This window comes from Novosphingobium sp. SL115 (genome assembly GCF_026672515.1).
Taxonomy (GTDB): domain Bacteria; phylum Pseudomonadota; class Alphaproteobacteria; order Sphingomonadales; family Sphingomonadaceae; genus Novosphingobium.
Genome location: NZ_JAPPRG010000003.1, coordinates 251,156 through 270,644, shown reverse-complemented (window position 1 = coordinate 270,644; position 19,489 = coordinate 251,156). Strand labels below are relative to the sequence as shown.

Sequence of the window (19,489 nt, the reverse complement as noted above, 5' to 3'; positions counted from 1 at the left end):
GCGGTTCTGTTGTGCAAAATGGCTAGGGTACGCAGGCCAAACAGGCTAATATTGATTTTTCCAGTTTCGATAGTGAAAACGTATTATGGACTTGCGCCAACTTCGCTATTTCAGCGCACTTGCCGAAACGCTGAACTTCCACCGTGCGGCAGAACGCCTGCACATTTCCCAGCCACCGCTGACGGTGGCCATCCGCAAACTGGAAGACGACCTTGGCGTTACCCTGTTTGACCGCGATCCGCGCGGGGTGCGGCTGACCGCAGCCGGGCAGGCTGCGCTTGGCCCGGCGCGCGCGGCACTGGCGGCGGCAGAACAGGTGCGGGATGCGGTGCGCCAGGGGGCTGCGGGCTTGCGTGGAAGGCTGTCGATCGGCTTTATCGGCTCGGCCATTGGCGATCTGCTGCCGCGCATCGTTTCCCCCTTCCGGCAGGCCTACCCGCAGGTGGAACTGGCGCTGGAGGAGATGAATAGCGTCGAAATCGTCCGCGCCATTGCCGCGCGCCGCCTCGATATCGGGCTGGTCCGTCTGCCTGTCATGGATTCCGCACCCGTCATCATCGACGTGATTGAACGTGATGTGCTTGTGGCCGTAATCCCGCGCGATGATGTGCTGTCCCGCCGCAAGGTGGTGCCGCTCAGCGCGCTCTCAGACCGCGCATTCATCATCTACAGCCCGGTCAGCGTGCTCCACGCCACGATCCGTCTGGCCTGCCATCGCGCGGGCTTCACCCCGCTGGTCGCGCAAGAGGCGGTGCAGGTGCAGACCATTCTCAGCCTTGTAGAAGCCGGGCTGGGCGTTGCCCTGATCCCGGCCCGCAGCGCCCGCTTTGCAGGACCGGGCGTGCGCATCGTGGCGCTGGACGATACGATCCCCATCGCAATGGGCATGGCCCGCGCTGCGGATGCTTCCGCACTCGCGCTCAATTTCGTCAGGACGGCGCTTGAAAGTAGCAGTGATAGCCAATCACTATCGAAATAGCAGAATTAAATATTTGAATCGCACAGGCCTCAGGCGCATCCATCGGGCGAAAGGGCAGGCCATGCAGCTTGCCGCCGGGAAAGGAGCCTGTCCCCCGTGTTCGATACCCTGACGCTTGCCACGCTTCCAGCCGAGGACGAAGCGCTGCGGCCCGCGATCCGCGCCTTCATCGAGCGCCATATTGCCGCCCTGCCACTCGACCGCCGCGCACGGTCATGGCAAGGCTTCAGCGCTGACTTCAGCCGCGCATTGGGTAAGGCAGGGTTCCTTGGCCTGACTCTGCCCAAGGCTTATGGCGGGCAGGAAAAAGGCCCTTTCGCGCGCTTTGTCGTGGTGGAAGAACTGCTGAGTGCAGGTGCCCCCGTTGCCGCGCACTGGATTGCCGACCGCCAGAGCGCACCGCTGTTGCTGAACTTCGGCACGCAGGCGCAGCGCCACAAGCATATTCCCGCGATCTGCCGGGGCGAACAACTGTTCTGCATAGGCATGAGCGAACCTGGCTCCGGCTCAGACCTTGCCAGCGTGCGCACCCGCGCTGAGCGCACGGACAAGGGCTGGGTGGTCAATGGCCAGAAGATCTGGACCACCAATGCGATGCATTCGGACTACATGATCGCACTGGTCCGCACATCGGGCACATCGGCAGACCGTCAGTCAGGCCTTTCACAGCTTATCATCGATCTGAAAGCCCCCGGCGTAATGGTGCGCCCCATCGTCGACCTTACCGGCGATGCCCACTTTGCCGAAGTGTTCTTCGAAAACGTGGAACTGGGTGACGATGCGCTGATCGGACAGGAGGGGGAGGGCTGGAAACAGGTCGTTGCCGAACTCGCCTTCGAACGATCCGGCCCGGATCGCATCTATTCCAGCGTCGTGCTGCTCGATGCGTGGATCAGGCACATGCAGGCCGCCGGGCGTAGCACCGCCGCGGCGCTTGTGGGCCGCCTGACGGCAGAACTTGCCACCTTGCGCGCCATGTCCATCGCCTGCACCGCGCGGCTGGTGGCGGGGGAAAGCCCGGTGGTCGAAGCCAGCATCGTCAAGGATCGCGGCACCGGCTTTGAACAGGAACTACCTGTTGTCATTGCCGACGATCTGGCCGCCCACCCGGACGAGCCGATGAGCGAAGAGCTTTATCGCACGCTGATGTATGTCACGCACATCGCCCCCAGCTTCAGCCTGCGCGGCGGCACGCGCGAGATTCTGCGCGGCATCATCGCGCGCGGCATGGGTCTGCGGTGAAGGGAACCAGGATCATGGAAAACCACGAACTTCTCGAACCGTTCGTCCGTATGATGGAAGGCGCTTGCCCGCCTGCGTTGGTCCGCGCAATCGAGGCAGGATCATCGCCCACGCCGTTGTGGCAGGAAATCGCCCAATCGGGCTTTCTCGACGCGCTCGTGGCGGAAGAGCATGGCGGGGCAGGGCTTTCGCTCGGCGCCATCGAACCGCTGATCGCCGCGCTCGGCGCGCATGCCCTGCCGCTGCCCGTGGCCGAAACTATGGTCGCCCGCGCCCTGCTGACACAGGCAGGCGTGGCCGCGCCCGATGGGCCTATCGTGCTGGTCACCTCAATGGCCCAGCCCGTGCCCTGCGGTCTGGTGGCCGAACATGCGCTGGTCGACACCGGCGAAGCGCTGATGCTGTGCAGCATTGCGGAAATGTCGCGCGCCCCAACTGGCGTCACCCATTCGCTCGCCGCACGCCTTTTCGGCATGCCGCATGGCACTGTACTGCCACGCCCAACCGCTGCCCTGCGCGCCATTGCCGCCGTGCTACGCGCCTGCCTGATCGCCGGAGCCGCCGCGCGTCTGTGCGATCTGACCACGGCCTACGCTTCCGAACGCGTCCAGTTCGGCAAGCCCATCGGTCGCCAGCAATCGCTTCAGCAGATGCTCGCCATCATGGCCGAAGACATGATCGCTTGCCGCATCGCGGCGCAGCTTGGCGCAGGTCATGGGATCGACGTGCCGATGGCCGTCGCCGCGACAGCCAAGATCACTACCTCTTCGGCTGCACCGCGCATTGCCGCCACTGCCCATGCCGTTCACGGTGCCATTGGCATCAGCGAGGAATACGATCTGCAACTGCTCACCCGCCGCCTGCACGAATGGCGCATGGCCGATGGTTCGGAAAGCTATTGGGCACAAGCCTTGGGCACGGCGCGCCTTGCCGATGCCCAAACCAGCGTAGACTGGGTCCGCCAATCGGTGTTTACCTGAACCGTCACAGCTTCCCTGAAAACCGGTTCGGCCCCGCCACGGCGCGCGCCTTGCGTCCGCCCGGCAGCACCACATCGCCTTCCACGCCGCCCGGCAGTTCCACGTCCAGCCGGAACTGCCCGCCCGATGCCGTCCACGCGGTGCGGATCGTGCCGCGCACGCTGCGATAGGTTGCACCACCCCTGCCCAGTGCTGGCGACATGATTGGCGCGATGCGCACTTTGCCAAAGCCGGGCGAAATGGCTGCAATTCCCGCCACCCGCCGGAACAGAAAATCGCCAATCGCGCCAAAGGCATAATGGTTGAGGCTGTTCATGCCCATATCGCCCATATCGCTGTTCCAGCGCTCCCACATCGTCGTCGCATCCTTTTCCACCATGTAGCCCCATGACGGAAAGGTGCGCTGGGTCAGCAGCGTGATAGCCATATCTTCCTGTCCGGCCATCGCCAGCGCATCGAGGATATGCGGCGTGCCAAGGAACCCGGTGGACAGGTGATTGCCCCGCCGCGCAACATCCGCCGCCAGTACCGCGCCTGCCGCACGCATCGCATCGGGAGGCAGCAGGCCAAAGCGGATCGCCACGACCATCCCGGTCTGACTGCCATTGCCGATCCTGCCATCCGCGCCTGGCACAAGAAATGGGCCGCAACCACCAAGGTTGCGGCCCATCTTGCATTGGAGCGGGTGAGTTTACTACCGTGGCGTTTGACCCGACCGCTCAAGCGGCCATGCCGAAGGGCGCATCCACCGGCGCTTCTGCCGGATATTCCGCCGGTCCGCCGAAATCATAGGCGGCATTGAGCGCACGGATGAACATAGGATCGTTCAAGGGATCGCTGGGCGTTTCAATCTGGATGCCGCGCGAACGCACATCCTTGATCAGCATGTCGATGGCCTGCTCGTGCGTCAGGTTGTCGCTGCCGTCCATGTTCTTTTTCAGTTCGTCAAAGTCGCTGAACACTTCGGCCGACCAGTGGACGAGGAAGCGCAGGTCGTCGGTGTGATAGCGTTCGATCACCGTGTCGCCGGTTTTCACCAGCCAGCCATCGCAATCATCAGGGTCGCCCGAAAACATGCTGTTGAAGGCCAGACCTTCGGGACGACGACGCTCGCGCGCGCCATTGGCTTCGCCGCGATGAACCAGCATTTCGTTCTGCACCACCACCGCGCGGTTATAGATGGGTGATTTTACGCGCGCAGGCTTGGCCAGCGGGCCTTCTGGCCAATAGGTAAAGCCGCTTTCAGGATCATGGCTGAACCAGGTTATCACCTGCGCCATCTTGATGAGGTAGTCCTGGAACAGGCCGGAGCGACCCATGATCGAACAGAGCCATGTTGGCGAATTTTCATAACGTACGCCCCGGAAGCTGGGCGTATCCAGATGCCCCGGATCGGTGTTGGCGCAAGGGCCGTTCACATTGAACAGCATCATCTGAGGCTTGGCGTATTGCGCCCCCCAATAAGCCTTGGCGTGGTTCAGGAACGCTTCGTTATAGAATACATCGTGCAGTTCGGGATAAAGCGGTGCCGAATAGTTCGCCAGAAAACCGCGGAACGTCGGCGTCAGGAACATGTCGAGCGTGGGCGTGAAACCTTCGGGGAAGCCGCCTGCAAATGTCGCCAGCAGTGATTCCGGCGTGGGGAAATGCTGCGCCAGAATCAGCTGCCACGGCCCTTTGCCATGCACCACGTCCAGCATCAGCCGCTTCTGTTCTTCAGTGAAGGGATTGCTGATTTCACGCGGGGGCGACACCGGCTTCAGGATACTGGAAAGATATTGCCTGCGGGATTCATCAAGCATCACTGTCTCCTCTGGCCATAGTGCAGGCGCGATTCACGCCCGTTCGGCTCTGAGAAGAAAAGTTATAGATCGATAACTTTTTACGCAAGCGAAATTCTGCGGATTTGGGATATGGAACTGCTATGACCGTCACGATGAAGCCCCCTGCGCCCACCCCCGCCGCGATGAACAAGGGCCAGCGCACCGCAAGCCGCATCCTTGATGTGGCCGAGGCACTGTTTGCGCAGCATGGCTATGGTGCCACTTCGCTGCGTGATATCGCCGCGCAAGCGGGCCTTCAGCAGCCCGGTCTTTACAAGCACTTCAGCGGCAAGGACGATCTTTACCGGCAGGTTTATGAGCGCGCGCTCAAACCGATGACCGATCTGATGGACGCCATTCTGGCCGGGCCTGACGACAGGTTCGACGAACTGACCGACCGCATGACCGATCTGCTGGCGCAGCACCCCAACATCGCAAAGTTGCTGGTGCGGGCGGCGATTTCGTCGGATGCGCAAGCCGATCCTGTCGCGCTCGACTGGCTTGGTCGCCTTGTCGGCTATGGCCGGAAGCTTAGCGACAAGGCAGGCGTGCCATCGTCGGATGATATTCTGGCCGTGCAGATCGTGGCGATCTTCAACATGCTGTTCGGCTTTTTCTGGGCATCCCCGTTGATCGAAAACCTGTCAGGCAAACCTGCCACCGACAGGCCGCTGATGGACATGCAGAAGGGCTTGTTGCGCAGTTTCATCGGCGGAATGGGCCAATCCGGCGGGCAAGCTCCTTTAGAATGATCGCACCATCCGGCAGATCGGCGCAAAATAGCATATTTTCGTAATATGTAGATTAAATATCTACGCATGGTGTTGACACCGCGCCCCTGATGGCGGCAACTGCGTTGAACAATGGGAGAAGGCCCCGTCAAAGGGGCCACCTGACAGGATTGCAGGGCGATGAACTGGAACAAGGAAGTCGACATCGTCGTCGTCGGATCGGGCGCGGGCGGAATGCTGGCTGCGCTGGTCGCGGCCAAGAACCACGCGCAAGTGCTGGTGGTCGAAAAGGACAAGCTGTGGGGTGGCACCAGCGCCACGTCGGGCGGGGGCATCTGGATTCCCGGCAGCGATCAGGCCAAGGCCGCCGGGTTTGAAGACAATCTTGACGATGCGTTTCAATACGTCCGCGCGCTATCGGCCGACAATGTGCCCGATGAAAACATCCGCGCATTTGTCGATAACGCCGCTGTCATGCTGCGCTGGGTCACCGCAAACACGCCCGTAGTCTATACTTCGCAGCCATACCCCGATTATCACGCGGAAAATCCCGGCGGATCGGTTACCGGATACCGCACGCACCTGCCCGAAATGCTGGATGGCACGCTGCTGGGCGATGATCTGAAAACGCAGCGCCTGCCGTCGCCTGCTGCCAGCCTGTTCGGCTATCTCAACTGGACTTTCGCAGAAACCTACCAGTTGCTTTATCGGCGGCCGGGCTGGCTGACCGGGTTGGTGCGCAACATGGCCAAATACTGGCTCGACTGGCCGCTGCGCTTCACGTCGAAAAAGGACCGCCGCCTTACGCTTGGCAATGCGCTTACCGGGGGCTTGCGCGCGGCATTGAATCAGGCGGGCGTGCCCGTGTGGCTCAAAACGCCGATGCAGGAAATCGTCACCGAACAGGGCAAGGTCGCCGGCATTGTGGTTGAACGGGACGGCAAGCCTTACCGCATCCGCACCCGCAAGGGCGTGGTTCTGGCCGCAGGCGGGTTCGACAAGAACCAGCAGATGCGCGATGCCCATGCCCCGCTTTACAGCAAGGCTTACCTTTCGGGCGGGGTCACCAGCAACACCGGCGACTCCATCCGCGCAGGCCAAGCCATCGGTGCTGCCACGATGAACATGCAGTCCGCATGGGCCGCACCCGTGTTCCATGTTCCGGGCGAAGATCGCGGGCGGCTTTGCACCATTGAACGCGCGCTGCCGGGCTGCATCATGGTCAACCAGAAGGGCCAGCGTTACCTCAACGAAGCCGCGTCCTATCACATCGTCGGCCAGCAGATGGCGCTGCGCGAGCGTGAACACCGCGACGCCTCGCCAAGCTGGATGGTGTTCGATCACCGCTATCGCCACCAGTTCCCGATGGGGCCGCTGTTGCCGATGGTGCCCGACTGGCTTCAGGCAGGCGCGGTCAAGACGATCCTGAAAAAGGGCCGCACCATTGCCGAACTGGCGCAGGCCATGGGTGTCGATCCCGGCACGCTCGAAGCCCAGATCGCCCGTTTTAACGACGGTGCAGCCAAGGGCGAAGATCCCGAATTTCACCGTGGCGAAGCGGCTTACGACAGGATGTATGGCGATTACCGCCATCAGCCCAACCCCTGTCTGCGCCCGCTGACCGAAGGGCCGTTCTATGCCCTGCCGATCTACCCCGGCGATATCGGCACCAATGGCGGCCTGCGCACCAATGCCCGCGCGCAAGTGGTGGACGATGCAGGCCAGCCCATCGCCGGCCTCTATGCCGTGGGCAACAATGCCGCATCGTCCATGGGCGAAAGCTATCCCGGGGCAGGCGTTACTATCGGCCCGGCCATGACTTTTGGCTATATCGCCGCCCGCGACCTGACCGGCGCGAATGGTTGATACCGCCAAAATCGTCCGCATCGGCGGGGCCAGCGGCGCGCTGAACGACAGCGCCATTGCCGTGCCCGGCCTGCTGACTGTGCCCAATCTGAACTACCTCGCCTTCGATTATCTGGGGGAGGGGGCAATGGGCCTGTTCCGCCGGATGAAGCAGGCCAACCCGGCGTCGGGCTTTCTGCCGGATTTCGTTGATATCCACATCGGTCCCTACCTCGCGCAAATCAAAGCGCGCGGCATCCGCGTGATCGCCAACGCGGGCGGCATGAACCCCGAAGGTCTGGCCACCCTGATCCGCCAACGCGCTGCCGACCAAGGTCTGACCTTTCGCGTCGCAACCGTCACCGGCGATGATGTCGAACACCTCGTCCCGCAACTGCGCGCAGAGGGCCTGACCGACATGTTCAGCGGCGCAGACCTGCCCGCCGGGGATATCGGGCTTCACGCTTATCTTGGTGCATTCCCCATTGCCCGCGCGCTCGATGCCGGGGCCGATGTGGTCATCACCGGGCGCGTGGTCGATTCCGCGCTGATCCTTGGTCCGCTGATTCACGAATTCGGCTGGGGCGCGGATGACCTCGACCTGCTGGCCGCAGGAACCGTCGCGGGCCACCTGCTCGAATGCGGTGCGCAGGCCACGGGCGGCACCTTCACCGATTGGCAGAACGTGCCGGACTGGGCCAACATCGGCTTTCCGGTGGGCGAATGCCGCGCCGACGGCAGCATGGTCATCACCAAACCTGAAGGCACTGGCGGTCTCTTATCGGTCGGCACGATTGCCGAACAACTGCTCTACGAAGTCAGCGATCCGCGCGCCTATATGGTGCCCGATGTCACCTGTGATTTCACCGGGATCACGCTGGAACAGGTCGGTCCGAACCGCGTGGTGGTGCGTGGCGCAAAGGGCCACCCTGCGCCTGAAACGCTGAAACTGTGCGGCACCTATGACGATGGCTGGCGCTCTGTCGCGCTCATCCCCATCACCGGGATCGATGCGGTGGGCAAGGCGCAGCGCACCGCCGATGCGTTGATTGAACGTGTCCGCACGATGCTGCATGCACAAGGGCACAAACCCTTTCGCCAGACGCACGTTGAAGTCATCGGCACCGAAACGGCCTATGGCCCACGCGCCCGCCCGCTCACCCCGCGCGAAGTGCTGCTGAAAATCGTTGTCGATCATGTCGATGCCGCACCCTGTCTGCTGTTCGGTCGTGAACAGACCACGGCCATCATGAACATGGCACAGGGCACATCGATCGCCCCCATCGTCGCCGCCCCGCGCGCGTTCCCGCTCACCGGCATGGTCTTTGGCTTGATCGCGCGCGACCGGGTGGCACCGCAAGTCCACCTTGATGGCAAGCCGCTGGAGTTCATCGATCCGGTCCGCCCCGGCTGCGATCCTGCGGCGCTTCCTCACCACCTGGTCCCTCAGCCGGAAGCTGCGCACAACCTCATGCAAGTCCCGCTGATCCGTCTCGCCTGGGCGCGCAGTGGCGACAAGGGCCGCGTGTTCAACACCGCCGTCATCGCCCGCAACCCAGCCTACTTGCCGTGGATACGCGCGAGCCTTTCTGAAGCGGTAGTGACCGACTGGTATCGCCACCTGTTCGATGATCCCGCCAGCGCCCGCGTCGAGATTTTCGATGTTCCCGGCATCCACGCGATCAATTTCGTCGCCCATGATGCGCAGGGCGGGGGCATCAACCTGTCCCCCCGCTTCGATGCCGCCGCAAAAAGCATGGCGCAGCACCTGCTCGAAATTCCAGTGCAGGTTCCCGCAGTGCTGCTTGAACAAATCGAGGGGTAAATAATGGCCGACGATCTCCCCTATCTGGCGCGCGGCGCAAAGCCCATTGCCACGCAAAGCAGCGTACTGGTCAGCAATTCGCGCTATCTTAACAGCCCGGCCCTGCGCGATTGGCTGGCCACGGCGTTCCTGCGCAAAAGTGGCAAGGATTCACCTACCACACTCGATGCGCACCAGCTTTACGGCATTCTCGGCGCCCTGTTTGACGTGCCCCGCATCGAAGCCCTGTTTACGTTGGAACGCGCGCGCTGGCCCGAACTTGATCGCTGGTTTTCCGAAGGCTTTTCTTCCACCTTCACCGTGGACGAACTGCTCGCCAATCCCGAAGGTTCGCTCGGCCACATCTTTGGCCGCTATTTGCGCGACAACGGGTTCGAAATCGATATCGTGCCGCGCTTCGAACCGCGCAACCAGTTCGAATACTTCTCGCTGCGCAGCGGCCAGACGCACGATCTGGAACACATCGTCTGCGGCGGCGGGTTCAACATCATTGGCGAACTGGTCCCCTATTTCGGGCGGCTCAGCAATCTGCCGCGCTTTCTTGATGCCGAACTGGTGGGCCTGATCCATCCGGGCCAGTTGCTCGGCGCGTTGCGGCTGATTTCGCGCACCGGCCTGCACTATCCGCAGTCCTTCCCCACGGCCTTGCGCGCCATCCGCTGCGGCATGGACGTGGGCGAACAGTCCGGTCCCTATTTCATGGCGAAATACGAAGACGTGTTCCACCTGCCACTGGCGCAAGCGCGTGCGGCGCTGGGCATCGTCGGCGCGGTTGATCTGGACAGCGCCGAAGCGTCGCTGGCGTGGGAAGAGTATCGCTGAAGGCTGCGCTTGCCCGGCGCATGCTTCCATGACATCATGTCACAGCATGATCGCGCGATAAAAAATTCGCAAATTGCGTATAATTTGGTTATTAAGCCTTCAAATGCGCTGAAAAGCCGACTCAGGGCGGCGAAAAATCTACAGGAGTGATGCTGATGGCAACGACCAAGGATTATGGTCTGGGAGAGTTTGATTTCCCGCGCGGCTGGTTCATGATCGGCCCGGCCACCGATGCCACCCGCACGCCTGCGCCGATCCGCTATTTCGGCAAGGATCTGGTGATCTATCGGGGGGAAAGCGGCACGCCTTATGTGGTTGATGCCTATTGCCCGCACATGGGCGCGCATCTGGCAAAGAACTCGACGTCCTACATCGTGCGCGATGGCCAACATGTCGAAGGGGAATCGATCCGCTGCCCGTTCCACGGCTGGCGCTTTGGCACCGATGGCGCGTGCAACCATATCCCCTATTCGGATTTCATCCCCAAGGCGGCAAAGCTGCAGACCTATCCGGTGATCGAGCGCGCCGGGATCATCTGGATGTGGCACGATCCCGAAGGTCTGGAACCTGATGTCGAACTGCCCAACTTTGGCGGCCATTATGGCGAACCGGGCTGGGTGGAATGGAAGATCGACTATATGGGCGATCTGAACAGTCACGGCATAGAAATAGTTGATAACATGGCTGATTTTGGCCACTTTATTCCCATCCACGGGGCGACCGACTGGCAATATTTCGCCAACGAATTCAAAGGCGGGCACCTCCACCAGTATTACAGCGCAGGCCACCGCACGCTCACCGCCAACCCGGAAGACGCGCTGGTGCTCGATACTTGGTACGAAGGCCCTGGTTTCCTGCAATCGGAAATGGCCGGCACGTTCGACAGCTTCATCATGATCGCCAACACCCCCATCGAAGATGGCGTCACCCGTTCGTGGCACGCGCTGATGGTCAAGGTTCATGATGGTAGCCGCGAAACCAACGATGCTGACCGCGAAATGGCGCTGGCCTATCAGGAAGGCAGCCGCCTTGCCTTTGCGCAGGATGTGGAGATTTGGGCCAACAAGCGCGCCTGCATCAACCCGCTCGCCATCCCCAAGGACGGCCCTTATGCGAAGGTGCGCCTGTGGTATCGCCAGTTCTTCAACCCGCGCGACAAGGCGCCTGAAATTCAGGGCCGTGTCAACGGCTTGCACGTCACGCTGGACAAGCGGCAGGACAGACAAGTCGCCTGACAGCAATGCAGAAAGGATCGGCGCAGCCATAGCGCCGACCTTTTGGGGAGAGGTGCCATGTTGAGCCTTCAGGAAATATCCGACCGGCTGGAGATCCAGGATCTCTTCGCCCGCTACAGCTTCGCCATCGATGAACGCGATTGGGATGCGCTGGACGGCATTTTCACCCCAGATGCACAGATCGATTACAGCGAAACCGGCGGCGCGAAGGGCACCTATCCGAAGATCAGGGCGTGGCTCCCTGTTGCGCTGGAACGCTTCCCTACGTTTCAGCACATGGTCGCTACGACCAAGCTGGACATAGCCGGAGACGAAGCGCGCAGCCGCACGATCCTGTTCAATCCAATGACGCACCGCTCAGGCGACGGCGCTGAACAGGTGTTTTTTATCGGCCTTTGGTATCGGGACCGGCTTGTCCGCACCGCCGATGGCTGGCGCATTGCCGAACGCTACGAGGAAATGGGCTGGACGCACAACGTGCCGGACATGGCGCCGGTGCCACAAATCGCCTGATTTATTTGCACAAAGCCAATACGACGAACGGGAGAAGACATGGGCAAGCTGACGGGCAAGGTCGCCATCATTACCGGCGGCGCGCGGGGCATGGGCGCGGCCACATCGCGCCTTTTCGTGGCCGAAGGCGCGAAAGTTGCCATTGCCGACGTGCTGGAAGAAGACGGTGCGGCGCTGGCCGCCGAGCTGGGCGAAGCTGCGCGCTTCTACAAGCTGGACGTGACCAGCGAGGATGATTGGGCGCGCGTTGTTGCCACAGCACAGGCTGATCTTGGTCCCGTTGATGCGCTGGTGAACAACGCCGGTATCCTGATGTTCAAAAGCATTCTGGAAACCAGCAAAGCTGATTACGAGCGCGTGCTCGGCGTCAATCTTGTCGGTGAATTCCTTGGCATCAAGGCAGTTGCGCCGGGCATGATCTCGCGTGGCAAAGGCGCAATCGTCAACGTCTCGTCGGTCGATGGGATGAAAGGTGCGAACAGCCTTGTCGCCTATGCCTCGTCCAAATGGGGCGTGCGCGGATTGACCAAGGTTGCGGCGATGGAACTGGGCCACAAGGGCATTCGCGTCAATTCCGTCCACCCCGGCGGTGTCGATACCGTGATGTCCAACCACACCGGTGCGGCGCGGGCTGAAGTGAACAAGGGCTATGCCAACGTGCCGATGCAGCGCATCGGCGGGCCAGAAGAAGTGGCGGCGGCTACTGCATTCCTTGCCAGCGATGAATCCTCCTACTGCCACGGTACCGAAATCGTCGTCGATGGCGGGATGACCGTTGGAACCTACTATATGGGCTTCCCCGGATCACCGGGCATGTAAGCTTATATAAAACAAAGCAATATCTCCCGGAAAGGATCGCCCGATGCCGCGCATTACCGTTCCAGAAAGCCATCACGCCGATCCCTTCGGCTATGCCGCGCGCACCCATGCGGTGCCCATCGTGTCGGCCAGCAGCGCCTTTTCCGCTGCGGTCTATCGCGAAAGCGGGCTGTCGCTGCGCGAATTCGAAGCGGCGCGGATGCGCACGGCCCAGATCAATGGCTGCATGGTGTGCAAGGATTTCCGCGCAGACCGCGATGCGCCCGCCGTGTTCAGCGTGGCGGGCGATCCCAACCGGAAGCTGGTGACCGACAATGGCCCCGCGCCTGATGAAGCGTTCTATGCCGCGATTGAGGATTGGCGCGGTGCGACGGTGTTTTCTGCTCGCGAAAGCCTTGCCATCGAATTTGCCGAACGCTTTGGAACAGAGCCGCAAGCCCTTGCGATTGATGAAGATTTCTGGGCGAGGATGAAGGCGGCGTTCAGCGATGGCGAGGTTGTGGACCTTGCCTATTGCACTGCTGCCTGGGTCGGCCTGGGCCGGGTCGCGCATGTGCTGGGCTTCGATACGGTGTGCCTTAACGGCCTGCCAAACAACGATCCGCAAAAGGAAGCAGCATGATCTTTGAGGCATCGCGCCTTGGTGCGCCGGGCACCGGGGTAGTCATCACCGGGGGCGCATCGGGCATCGGTCTTTCCGCCGCTCATGCGCTGGCCGCAGTGGGCCGTCCGGTTGCGCTGTGGGACATCAACGCTGATGGGGCAAAGGTCGCAGCGGCTGAAATATCACATGCTTATGGCGTGGCCACCATTGGCCTTGCCGTCGATTTGCGCAATCCGCAGTCGGTCGCCCCTGCTGCCCTGCAAACGCGCGAAGCGTTAGGTGCCATTGGCGGCATCGTGCATGGTGCGGGCACTGCGTTGCAGACCGGGATTGGCGGGGTGACGCCTGAAAACTTTGACGGTGGCATGGCGCTGCATGTGCGCGCGTTGATTGAACTGACGCAGGCTTTCATGGCTGATCTGAAGGCCAATCCGGGCAGCGCTATCGTCGCCATTGCATCGATAAATGCGTGGTTTGGCAATGGCATGATCCCGATCTACTCTGCCGCGAAGGGCGCCGTAATCTCGCTGGTGCGCTCTATGGCGGACGAGCTTTCGCAGCATGGCGTGCGTATCAACGCGGTCAGTCCAGGCATGATCGACACCCCCATTCTGGGCGCGGCGCGTGACGGGATGGAGCAGCTTTATGGCCCGCGCATTTTCCTTGGCCGGTTTGGACGGCCGGATGAAATTGCCACGGTAATCCGCTTCCTTCTGTCGGACGAAGCCAGCTATGTTACGGGTACTGAACTCGTCGTAGATGGCGGCATCCGCCATTCACAGCGGCCCTGAAAGAGGTTTTGGATCAATGCGTTCAGTGATTGTAACCGGTGGTTTCGGGGTGCTTGGCCGGGCCGTGGCAGAAGCGTTCAGGGAAAGCGGCGACCGCGTGGCGCGGATCGATTTTGCAGCCACCGCGCCCGATGCGAACCCCGGCGGGATCGATCTGGGCGGTGTGGATCTGACCGACGCGGCGCAGGCGGCAGCGGCCGTTGTGCGGGCGCAGGCCGAACTTGGCGGGATCGATGTGCTGGTAAACGTCGCGGGCGGCTTTGTTTGGGAGCCGCTGGGCGATGGCAGCCCGGCCACATGGGCGCGAATGTTTGCCATGAATGCAACGACTTGCGTGAACATGACCACGGCCGCCCTGCCCATTTTGCGCAACACGCCCGGCGCGGCGATTGTCAATATCGGGGCCGGATCGGCGCTGAATGCCGGTGCCGGAATGGGGGCCTATGCTGCGTCCAAGCAGGCGGTTCACAAGCTGACGGAAAGCCTTGCGGCGGAGCTGGCGGGCACCGATTGCACGGTCAACGCGGTGCTGCCGAGTGTGATCGATACGCCGGTGAACCGGGCCGACATGCCCGATGCCGATTTTGCGCAATGGGTGCAGCCAGCGTCGCTGGCCAAGGTCATCATGTTCCTTGCAAGCCCTTGCGCAAGAACGATTTCGGGGGCTTTGATTCCGGTTTCAAGGGGCGGTTGAGGGACAATTCCTGAACGGCACCTAAAGACACCTAAGTGTTCCTGACCGGGACCGACAGCAGTACGCGGGCCGCCTCTGCGCCATCAAGCAGGGCATTGGCGCGGTGGATGACCCGCCACTGCCCGTCATGCGTATCGCGGGCCAGTGTCCACCGGTTCGCCGCCACCCGAAACGCGCTGAATGTGCCTTCGTGGTGGCGGAACACCACGGAATGTCCAACAGCGCTGGCGCGGTCCCCATCGACGGTGATGGCCACCGGGCCGAGCAGGTGCGCGCAGCCATCGGCCATCATGTCGCGGTGATAGGGGGCGTCGATCAGCGCGGCGATTTCTGCCCGTCCGCGCGCACTGGCGAAACCGACGACTTCGTAAGTGCCGTCTTCCGTCCATAGCGCCGCCAGCGCCTGCGCATCGCCGCGATCCGCCAGCGGGCCATAGCGGGCGATCACGTCACGGATAGCCTCGCGGTCTTCCAGCGCTTGCAGGCGGGCGACGACGGCTTCGATATTGTGTGACATCTAGTTTGATCCATTGCAGCGCATTGCGTGTACTAAATCTGACAATATCAGAAAAATGCGTAATATTTCTGGAAACAATCGCCGCTGGATGACGGGCAGGCCTGCGTCTATGCTGCGGTCATGGCTGCAACAATGGATCTTCATTTTTCCGATCTTCTCGCGCGGCTCTATGCCGGGATCGGGGAAGAGCAGCCGTGGCGCGGGTTTCTGGAAGCGCTGGCCGGGTGGATGGACGCAACCTTTGCCACGCTTATCATCACCACGCCGGGAAAGCGCCAGCCTGCAACTTTTCTGACGCCCGGCGGCAGCGCCGATTTTGCCAGTATTTATGCCGAAAGCCTGTTTGCCGATGATCCGTTTCAGGGGTTGGCGGACGGGATTGTGACATCCTATGCCGAGTTCATGGCGGGGCTGCCCGATCACGCCTTTCCCGAATATCGCCGCACAATGGCGGAGACGGGGTTCGATCAGGTGCTGGGCATTGACCTGCATTTCGGGCAGGCGCGCGGGCGCAAGGATGATGGGCGATATGAGGCGCGGTTCCGCATCAGCCGGCACAACGCACTGCCCGATTTCACCCCGGCGGATCGCGCGCGGTTGCAGATGCTGTCGCAGCACTTGCGCATCGCGGTGGGATTGTTCGAGAAGTTGCAGTTTGCAGGCGCGCAGCACGGCGTTTTCCATGCGACGGCCCAAGGGCTGGGCTTGGCGCTGATCGTGCTGGACCGCAGCCGCCGCATTGTCAGCACCAATGCGCTGGCCGACAGCCTGTTGGCCGAGGATGAGGGGCTGATGCGGCGCGATGCCGAACTGGTGCTGGCCGCCCCCGCGCAGCAGCGTATGGTGGGTGAATTGCTGCGTGGGGACATACTTGTAAACGGGCTGGGCCTGACAGGCGCAAAGCTGACCCGCTTTCGTATTGAACGTCCCGCACACGGCGATCTGGTGGTGACCGCGCGGCCATTGGATGTGAGCGCGATTCACGCAGGCGCGGGTGCGCTGGCGCTGTTTATGGCGCGTCCGGGGCCGGAAAAAAGCACCGATCCGCAGGCCTTGCGCGATCTGTTGGGCCTGACCGTGGCAGAGGCGCGGCTGACCGCCGTGCTGGCGCAAGGGCACAGCCTGGTGGAAGCGGCGCGGCGGCTGGGCATAGCGCACAATACCGCCAAAGTGCAGTTGCGCGCGGTCTTTGCCAAGACCGGGGTGAACCGGCAGGCGCAACTTGTGGCGCTGCTGGCATCGCTGGGCGCATAAGTGCGGCAGATTTGCGCGGGCGCAGCCCCTAAGAATCGCTGAAATGTGATATGCGCAATTAAATGGCGCTTGAAATACGCAAAGAACGAGATAGAAGGCGATTCAGGCAAAGCGATAAAAGGTTTGGGAGTGCGATGTCCGACACGGTGCGCGAAGGCCATCGCAGCGCAAGCGAGGCTGATCTGCTGAACGATCCGGTTCTGGCTGATCCCGTTCTGGCGCGCGTTGCCGGGCCGGGGTCGCCGTTCGAGATCGGGCAGCGCGACGGGATGCGCCAGTTCGTGGCCGCGCCGACCGACCTGAACCTGCTGATCGAATCCGCGCGCCGGTTTGGGGATCGCACCTGTGTGGTGGATTTCAGCGACGACGGGGCAGAGCGCCGCCTGAATTATGACCAGTTGTTCGGCTGGCGCGATCAGCTTGTGCCCATGCTGCGCATTACGCGCGGCGACCGGGTGGCGATTGCCATGCGCAACAGCGCGGAATGGCTGGTGGCATTTCTGGCCGTGATGAAGGCGGGTGGGGTTGCCGCGCTGGTCAACAGCCGGGGGTCTGGGCCGGAATTGCTGGCGATGCTTGAAGATGTTGATCCTGCGGTGGTGCTTGCCGATGGCGAGCGTGCCGAGGCGATGCGCGATGCAGGCTATACCGGCCGTGTGCTCGATCTGAAAAAGCCGTTGGACACAGGCGAACTGGCGCGTCGGGCGGCTGATGCCGCGCCGGATGGACGCCATGCCGCGCCCGATGATCCCTGCGCCATCCTGTTCACATCGGGCACGACCGGGCGGGTGAAAGGTGCGGTCCTTTCGCACCGCAATGTCATTACTGGGCTGATGAGCACGCAGATGTCGGGCATGGTCGTGCTGACCAACATGGCGCAGCAGATGGGCACGAGCGCGGAAGCGCTGATTGCGCAGATGCCGCAGCCGGCATCGTTGCTGGTCTATCCGCTGTTTCATGTTTCGGGGCTTGGCGCGGGGTTTCTTTCGCCGTTCGTCAGCGGGGGCAAAGTGGTCATCATGCGCCGCTGGAATGCGGAGGAGGCTGCGCGGCTGATTGCGGCTGAGCAGATCAGCATGTTCAGCGCGGTGCCGACGATGCTGTGGGACATTCTTCATCGCGCGCGGACGGATGGGGCAAGCCTTGTTTCGCTGCGCAATATCGGCAGCGGCGGTCAGGCCCTGCCGGTCAATCTGGTTGAGGAAGTCCACGCGCTTTGCCCCCATGCGCAGATCGGCACCGGATATGGCATGACCGAATGTTCGGGCGCGATTGCGCAGGCAGTGGGGCCGGACTTCATGCGCCGCCCGGCCGCAGCGGGGCGAGTGCTGCCGATGGTGGACGTGCGCATCGAAGGGCCGGACGGGCAGATCCTGACCGGCGGAGAGGCGGGCGAGATTGTGGTGCGTGGCGCGCAGGTGATGCGCGGATACTGGAACCGCCCGGAGGAAACGGCGGCGGTGCTGACCGATGATGGCTGGCTGCGCACCGGGGACGTCGGGTTCGTGGATGGGGACGGCTATGTCTTCATTGTCGACCGCAAGAAGGACATGGTGATTTCGGGCGGGGAGAACATCTATTGCGCCGAAGTGGAACGCGTTCTGGGCGAAATGCCGGGGCTGACCGAATTTGCTGCTTTCGGCCTGCCGGATGAACGGCTGGGCGAAAAGCTGGTGGCGGCGGTGGTGGCCGCGCCGGGCACCGATGAAGCCACGGTGATCGAATGGGTGGCAAGCCGTCTTGCCCGCTACAAGGCGCCAGTGCGCGTCGCTTTCAGCCAGACAACGCTGCCGCGCAATGGGCTGGGCAAGGTCGACAAGATCGCCCTGCGCAGGGTGTGGCCGCAGCTTTCGGGAGAGAATTGATGGGAATGCCCAAGGATATCGGGATCATCGACTGCATGCTGGGCCTGCCCGATGCGGAGGACCGCGCCGAATGGTTTGCCCCGTTCCGCCCGCTTATCAAGGACAAGCAGACGCTGGGGCAGTTTGCCATGCCCGCGCAATACATGTTCAAGGACATCCCGCAATCGGGCCAGCAGGACGATTACATCGCCTGGACCGTGGCGCAGATGGACAGGCACAACGTGCAGCGCGCGCTGGTGGGCTGGAACGAAGACGACACATCGCGCCGGGCCAAAGAGCTTTATGGCGACCGGTTCTTCTTCGACCTGCCGGTGAACCCCAACAATGGCACCGAGGAAGTGCGCCGGATCAAGCGTATCCACGCCGAAGTGGGACTTTCGGCGGTGAGCGTGTTTCCTTCGGGCACGCTGCCGCAAGTGGCGATCAACCACAAATACATGTGGCCGATCTATTCCGCTTGCGAGGAACTGGGCCTGCCGATCCTGCTGAACGTGGGCATTCCCGGCCCACGCATTCCGATGGAAACCCAGAAGGTGGAACATCTGGACGAGGTGTGCTGGTTCTTCCCCGAATTGAAAGTGGTGATGCGCCACGGGGCCGAGCCGTGGGAAGCGCTGGCGGTGAAGCTGATGCTGAAATGGCCGAACCTGTATTATTCGACCAGCGCCTTCGCGCCCAAGCATTACCCCAAGGCGATCATCGATTATGCCAATACCCGCGGCGCGGACAAGGTGATCTATGCCGGGTATTTCCCGATGGGGCTGAGCCTGGACCGGATCATGGCGGACATGGAAAACGTGCCGTTCAAGGACGAGGTGTGGCCCAAGTTCCTGCGCGACAACGCGATGAAGGTGTTTGGCCTTTAGACATCCCAGGGAGCCGGGAAGTCTGCTCCACCGCAAGATGGCCGGATGCGCGGAGACAACCCCCGCCACGGCAATTCAGGAGTA

General features: G+C 62.2%; 19 protein-coding genes. 16 read left to right on the top strand and 3 right to left on the bottom strand.

Annotated elements, in window-relative coordinates; all coding sequences use genetic code 11:
- Positions 1–85 precede the first annotated feature (85 nt).
- The 3 genes from OVA07_RS17495 to OVA07_RS17485 all read left to right on the top strand — a co-directional run bounded on the left by OVA07_RS17495 (position 86) and on the right by OVA07_RS17485 (position 3,201).
- Positions 86–979: a LysR substrate-binding domain-containing protein gene (locus OVA07_RS17495; RefSeq protein WP_268172968.1), complete on the top strand. Its 894-nt coding sequence runs from the start codon at positions 86–88 to the stop codon at positions 977–979.
- A gap of 96 nt (positions 980–1,075) precedes the next feature.
- Positions 1,076–2,221 (top strand): acyl-CoA dehydrogenase family protein, encoded by a 1,146-nt coding sequence (locus OVA07_RS17490; protein ID WP_268172967.1) that lies wholly within the window; start codon positions 1,076–1,078, stop codon positions 2,219–2,221.
- A gap of 14 nt (positions 2,222–2,235) precedes the next feature.
- A complete protein-coding gene (locus OVA07_RS17485; protein WP_268172966.1) occupies positions 2,236–3,201 on the top strand; it encodes an acyl-CoA dehydrogenase family protein in 966 nt (321 codons plus the stop codon).
- A 4-nt stretch (positions 3,202–3,205) separates the two neighbouring features.
- Here OVA07_RS17485 and OVA07_RS17480 read toward each other — a convergent pair whose 3' ends face one another.
- Both OVA07_RS17480 and OVA07_RS17475 read right to left on the bottom strand, forming a co-directional pair.
- Complete coding sequence (locus OVA07_RS17480; RefSeq protein ID WP_268172965.1) at positions 3,206–3,871, bottom strand: alpha-L-rhamnosidase-related protein; 666 nt, start codon at positions 3,869–3,871, stop codon at positions 3,206–3,208.
- 49 nt (positions 3,872–3,920) lie between these two features.
- Positions 3,921–5,003 (bottom strand): hypothetical protein, encoded by a 1,083-nt coding sequence (locus tag OVA07_RS17475; protein ID WP_268172964.1) that lies wholly within the window; start codon positions 5,001–5,003, stop codon positions 3,921–3,923.
- Positions 5,004–5,125: 122 nt separating this feature from the next.
- On the opposite strand from OVA07_RS17475, the gene OVA07_RS17470 reads away from it, so the two are divergent.
- The 10 genes from OVA07_RS17470 (at position 5,126) to OVA07_RS17425 (ending at position 14,903) form a co-directional block, all read left to right on the top strand.
- On the top strand, positions 5,126–5,776 hold the full coding sequence (locus OVA07_RS17470; RefSeq protein ID WP_268172963.1) for a TetR/AcrR family transcriptional regulator: 651 nt from the start codon (positions 5,126–5,128) through the stop codon (positions 5,774–5,776).
- A gap of 159 nt (positions 5,777–5,935) precedes the next feature.
- Complete coding sequence (locus OVA07_RS17465; protein ID WP_268172962.1) at positions 5,936–7,621, top strand: FAD-dependent oxidoreductase; 1,686 nt, start codon at positions 5,936–5,938, stop codon at positions 7,619–7,621.
- Complete coding sequence (locus OVA07_RS17460; RefSeq protein ID WP_268172961.1) at positions 7,614–9,425, top strand: acyclic terpene utilization AtuA family protein; 1,812 nt, start codon at positions 7,614–7,616, stop codon at positions 9,423–9,425. Before OVA07_RS17465 ends, OVA07_RS17460 begins: the two co-directional genes overlap by 8 nt.
- A 3-nt stretch (positions 9,426–9,428) precedes the next feature.
- Entirely contained in the window at positions 9,429–10,247 is an 819-nt protein-coding gene (locus tag OVA07_RS17455) for a Coq4 family protein (RefSeq protein ID WP_268172960.1), read from the top strand.
- Positions 10,248–10,402: 155 nt separating this feature from the next.
- Positions 10,403–11,482: a Rieske 2Fe-2S domain-containing protein gene (locus OVA07_RS17450; RefSeq protein ID WP_268172959.1), complete on the top strand. Its 1,080-nt coding sequence runs from the start codon at positions 10,403–10,405 to the stop codon at positions 11,480–11,482.
- A 57-nt stretch (positions 11,483–11,539) separates the two neighbouring features.
- The gene (locus OVA07_RS17445; protein WP_268172958.1) at positions 11,540–11,995 is read left to right on the top strand and encodes a nuclear transport factor 2 family protein; all 456 of its coding nucleotides are present in this window, start codon (positions 11,540–11,542) and stop codon (positions 11,993–11,995) included.
- Between the two features lie 39 nt (positions 11,996–12,034).
- Complete coding sequence (locus OVA07_RS17440) at positions 12,035–12,814, top strand: SDR family NAD(P)-dependent oxidoreductase (protein ID WP_268172957.1); 780 nt, start codon at positions 12,035–12,037, stop codon at positions 12,812–12,814.
- A 43-nt stretch (positions 12,815–12,857) separates the two neighbouring features.
- Entirely contained in the window at positions 12,858–13,436 is a 579-nt protein-coding gene (locus tag OVA07_RS17435; protein ID WP_268172956.1) for a carboxymuconolactone decarboxylase family protein, read from the top strand.
- Positions 13,433–14,209 carry an SDR family NAD(P)-dependent oxidoreductase gene (locus OVA07_RS17430; protein WP_268172955.1) on the top strand — a complete coding sequence of 259 codons (777 nt, stop codon included), beginning with the start codon at positions 13,433–13,435 and terminating at the stop codon, positions 14,207–14,209. Before OVA07_RS17435 ends, OVA07_RS17430 begins: the two co-directional genes overlap by 4 nt.
- A 16-nt stretch (positions 14,210–14,225) precedes the next feature.
- The gene (locus tag OVA07_RS17425) at positions 14,226–14,903 is read left to right on the top strand and encodes an SDR family NAD(P)-dependent oxidoreductase (RefSeq protein ID WP_268172954.1); all 678 of its coding nucleotides are present in this window, start codon (positions 14,226–14,228) and stop codon (positions 14,901–14,903) included.
- A 31-nt stretch (positions 14,904–14,934) separates the two neighbouring features.
- Here OVA07_RS17425 and OVA07_RS17420 read toward each other — a convergent pair whose 3' ends face one another.
- Positions 14,935–15,420, bottom strand: a complete 486-nt coding sequence (locus OVA07_RS17420; protein ID WP_268172953.1) for a nuclear transport factor 2 family protein — start codon at positions 15,418–15,420, stop codon at positions 14,935–14,937.
- A 120-nt stretch (positions 15,421–15,540) separates the two neighbouring features.
- Between OVA07_RS17420 and OVA07_RS17415 the strand changes: the two genes are divergently transcribed.
- The 3 genes from OVA07_RS17415 (at position 15,541) to OVA07_RS17405 (ending at position 19,405) form a co-directional block, all read left to right on the top strand.
- Positions 15,541–16,674 carry a helix-turn-helix transcriptional regulator gene (locus tag OVA07_RS17415; protein ID WP_268172952.1) on the top strand — a complete coding sequence of 378 codons (1,134 nt, stop codon included), beginning with the start codon at positions 15,541–15,543 and terminating at the stop codon, positions 16,672–16,674.
- Positions 16,675–16,808: 134 nt separating this feature from the next.
- The gene (locus OVA07_RS17410; RefSeq protein WP_268172951.1) at positions 16,809–18,539 is read left to right on the top strand and encodes a class I adenylate-forming enzyme family protein; all 1,731 of its coding nucleotides are present in this window, start codon (positions 16,809–16,811) and stop codon (positions 18,537–18,539) included.
- On the top strand, positions 18,539–19,405 hold the full coding sequence (locus tag OVA07_RS17405) for an amidohydrolase family protein (RefSeq protein WP_268172950.1): 867 nt from the start codon (positions 18,539–18,541) through the stop codon (positions 19,403–19,405). The genes OVA07_RS17410 and OVA07_RS17405 overlap by 1 nt, the downstream gene beginning before the upstream one ends.
- Positions 19,406–19,489: the final 84 nt, after the last annotated feature.

Coding starts and splice junctions, on each gene's coding strand:
- OVA07_RS17495 (WP_268172968.1), top strand. CDS start 86: ATGGACTTGCGCCAACTTCGCTATTTCAGCGCACTTGCCGAAACGCTG.
- OVA07_RS17485 (WP_268172966.1), top strand. CDS start 2,236: ATGGAAAACCACGAACTTCTCGAACCGTTCGTCCGTATGATGGAAGGC.
- OVA07_RS17480 (WP_268172965.1), bottom strand. CDS start 3,871: ATGGGCCGCAACCTTGGTGGTTGCGGCCCATTTCTTGTGCCAGGCGCG.
- OVA07_RS17475 (WP_268172964.1), bottom strand. CDS start 5,003: ATGCTTGATGAATCCCGCAGGCAATATCTTTCCAGTATCCTGAAGCCG.
- OVA07_RS17470 (WP_268172963.1), top strand. CDS start 5,126: ATGACCGTCACGATGAAGCCCCCTGCGCCCACCCCCGCCGCGATGAAC.
- OVA07_RS17465 (WP_268172962.1), top strand. CDS start 5,936: ATGAACTGGAACAAGGAAGTCGACATCGTCGTCGTCGGATCGGGCGCG.
- OVA07_RS17460 (WP_268172961.1), top strand. CDS start 7,614: ATGGTTGATACCGCCAAAATCGTCCGCATCGGCGGGGCCAGCGGCGCG.
- OVA07_RS17455 (WP_268172960.1), top strand. CDS start 9,429: ATGGCCGACGATCTCCCCTATCTGGCGCGCGGCGCAAAGCCCATTGCC.
- OVA07_RS17450 (WP_268172959.1), top strand. CDS start 10,403: ATGGCAACGACCAAGGATTATGGTCTGGGAGAGTTTGATTTCCCGCGC.
- OVA07_RS17445 (WP_268172958.1), top strand. CDS start 11,540: ATGTTGAGCCTTCAGGAAATATCCGACCGGCTGGAGATCCAGGATCTC.
- OVA07_RS17440 (WP_268172957.1), top strand. CDS start 12,035: ATGGGCAAGCTGACGGGCAAGGTCGCCATCATTACCGGCGGCGCGCGG.
- OVA07_RS17435 (WP_268172956.1), top strand. CDS start 12,858: ATGCCGCGCATTACCGTTCCAGAAAGCCATCACGCCGATCCCTTCGGC.
- OVA07_RS17430 (WP_268172955.1), top strand. CDS start 13,433: ATGATCTTTGAGGCATCGCGCCTTGGTGCGCCGGGCACCGGGGTAGTC.
- OVA07_RS17425 (WP_268172954.1), top strand. CDS start 14,226: ATGCGTTCAGTGATTGTAACCGGTGGTTTCGGGGTGCTTGGCCGGGCC.
- OVA07_RS17420 (WP_268172953.1), bottom strand. CDS start 15,420: ATGTCACACAATATCGAAGCCGTCGTCGCCCGCCTGCAAGCGCTGGAA.
- OVA07_RS17415 (WP_268172952.1), top strand. CDS start 15,541: ATGGCTGCAACAATGGATCTTCATTTTTCCGATCTTCTCGCGCGGCTC.
- OVA07_RS17410 (WP_268172951.1), top strand. CDS start 16,809: ATGTCCGACACGGTGCGCGAAGGCCATCGCAGCGCAAGCGAGGCTGAT.
- OVA07_RS17405 (WP_268172950.1), top strand. CDS start 18,539: ATGGGAATGCCCAAGGATATCGGGATCATCGACTGCATGCTGGGCCTG.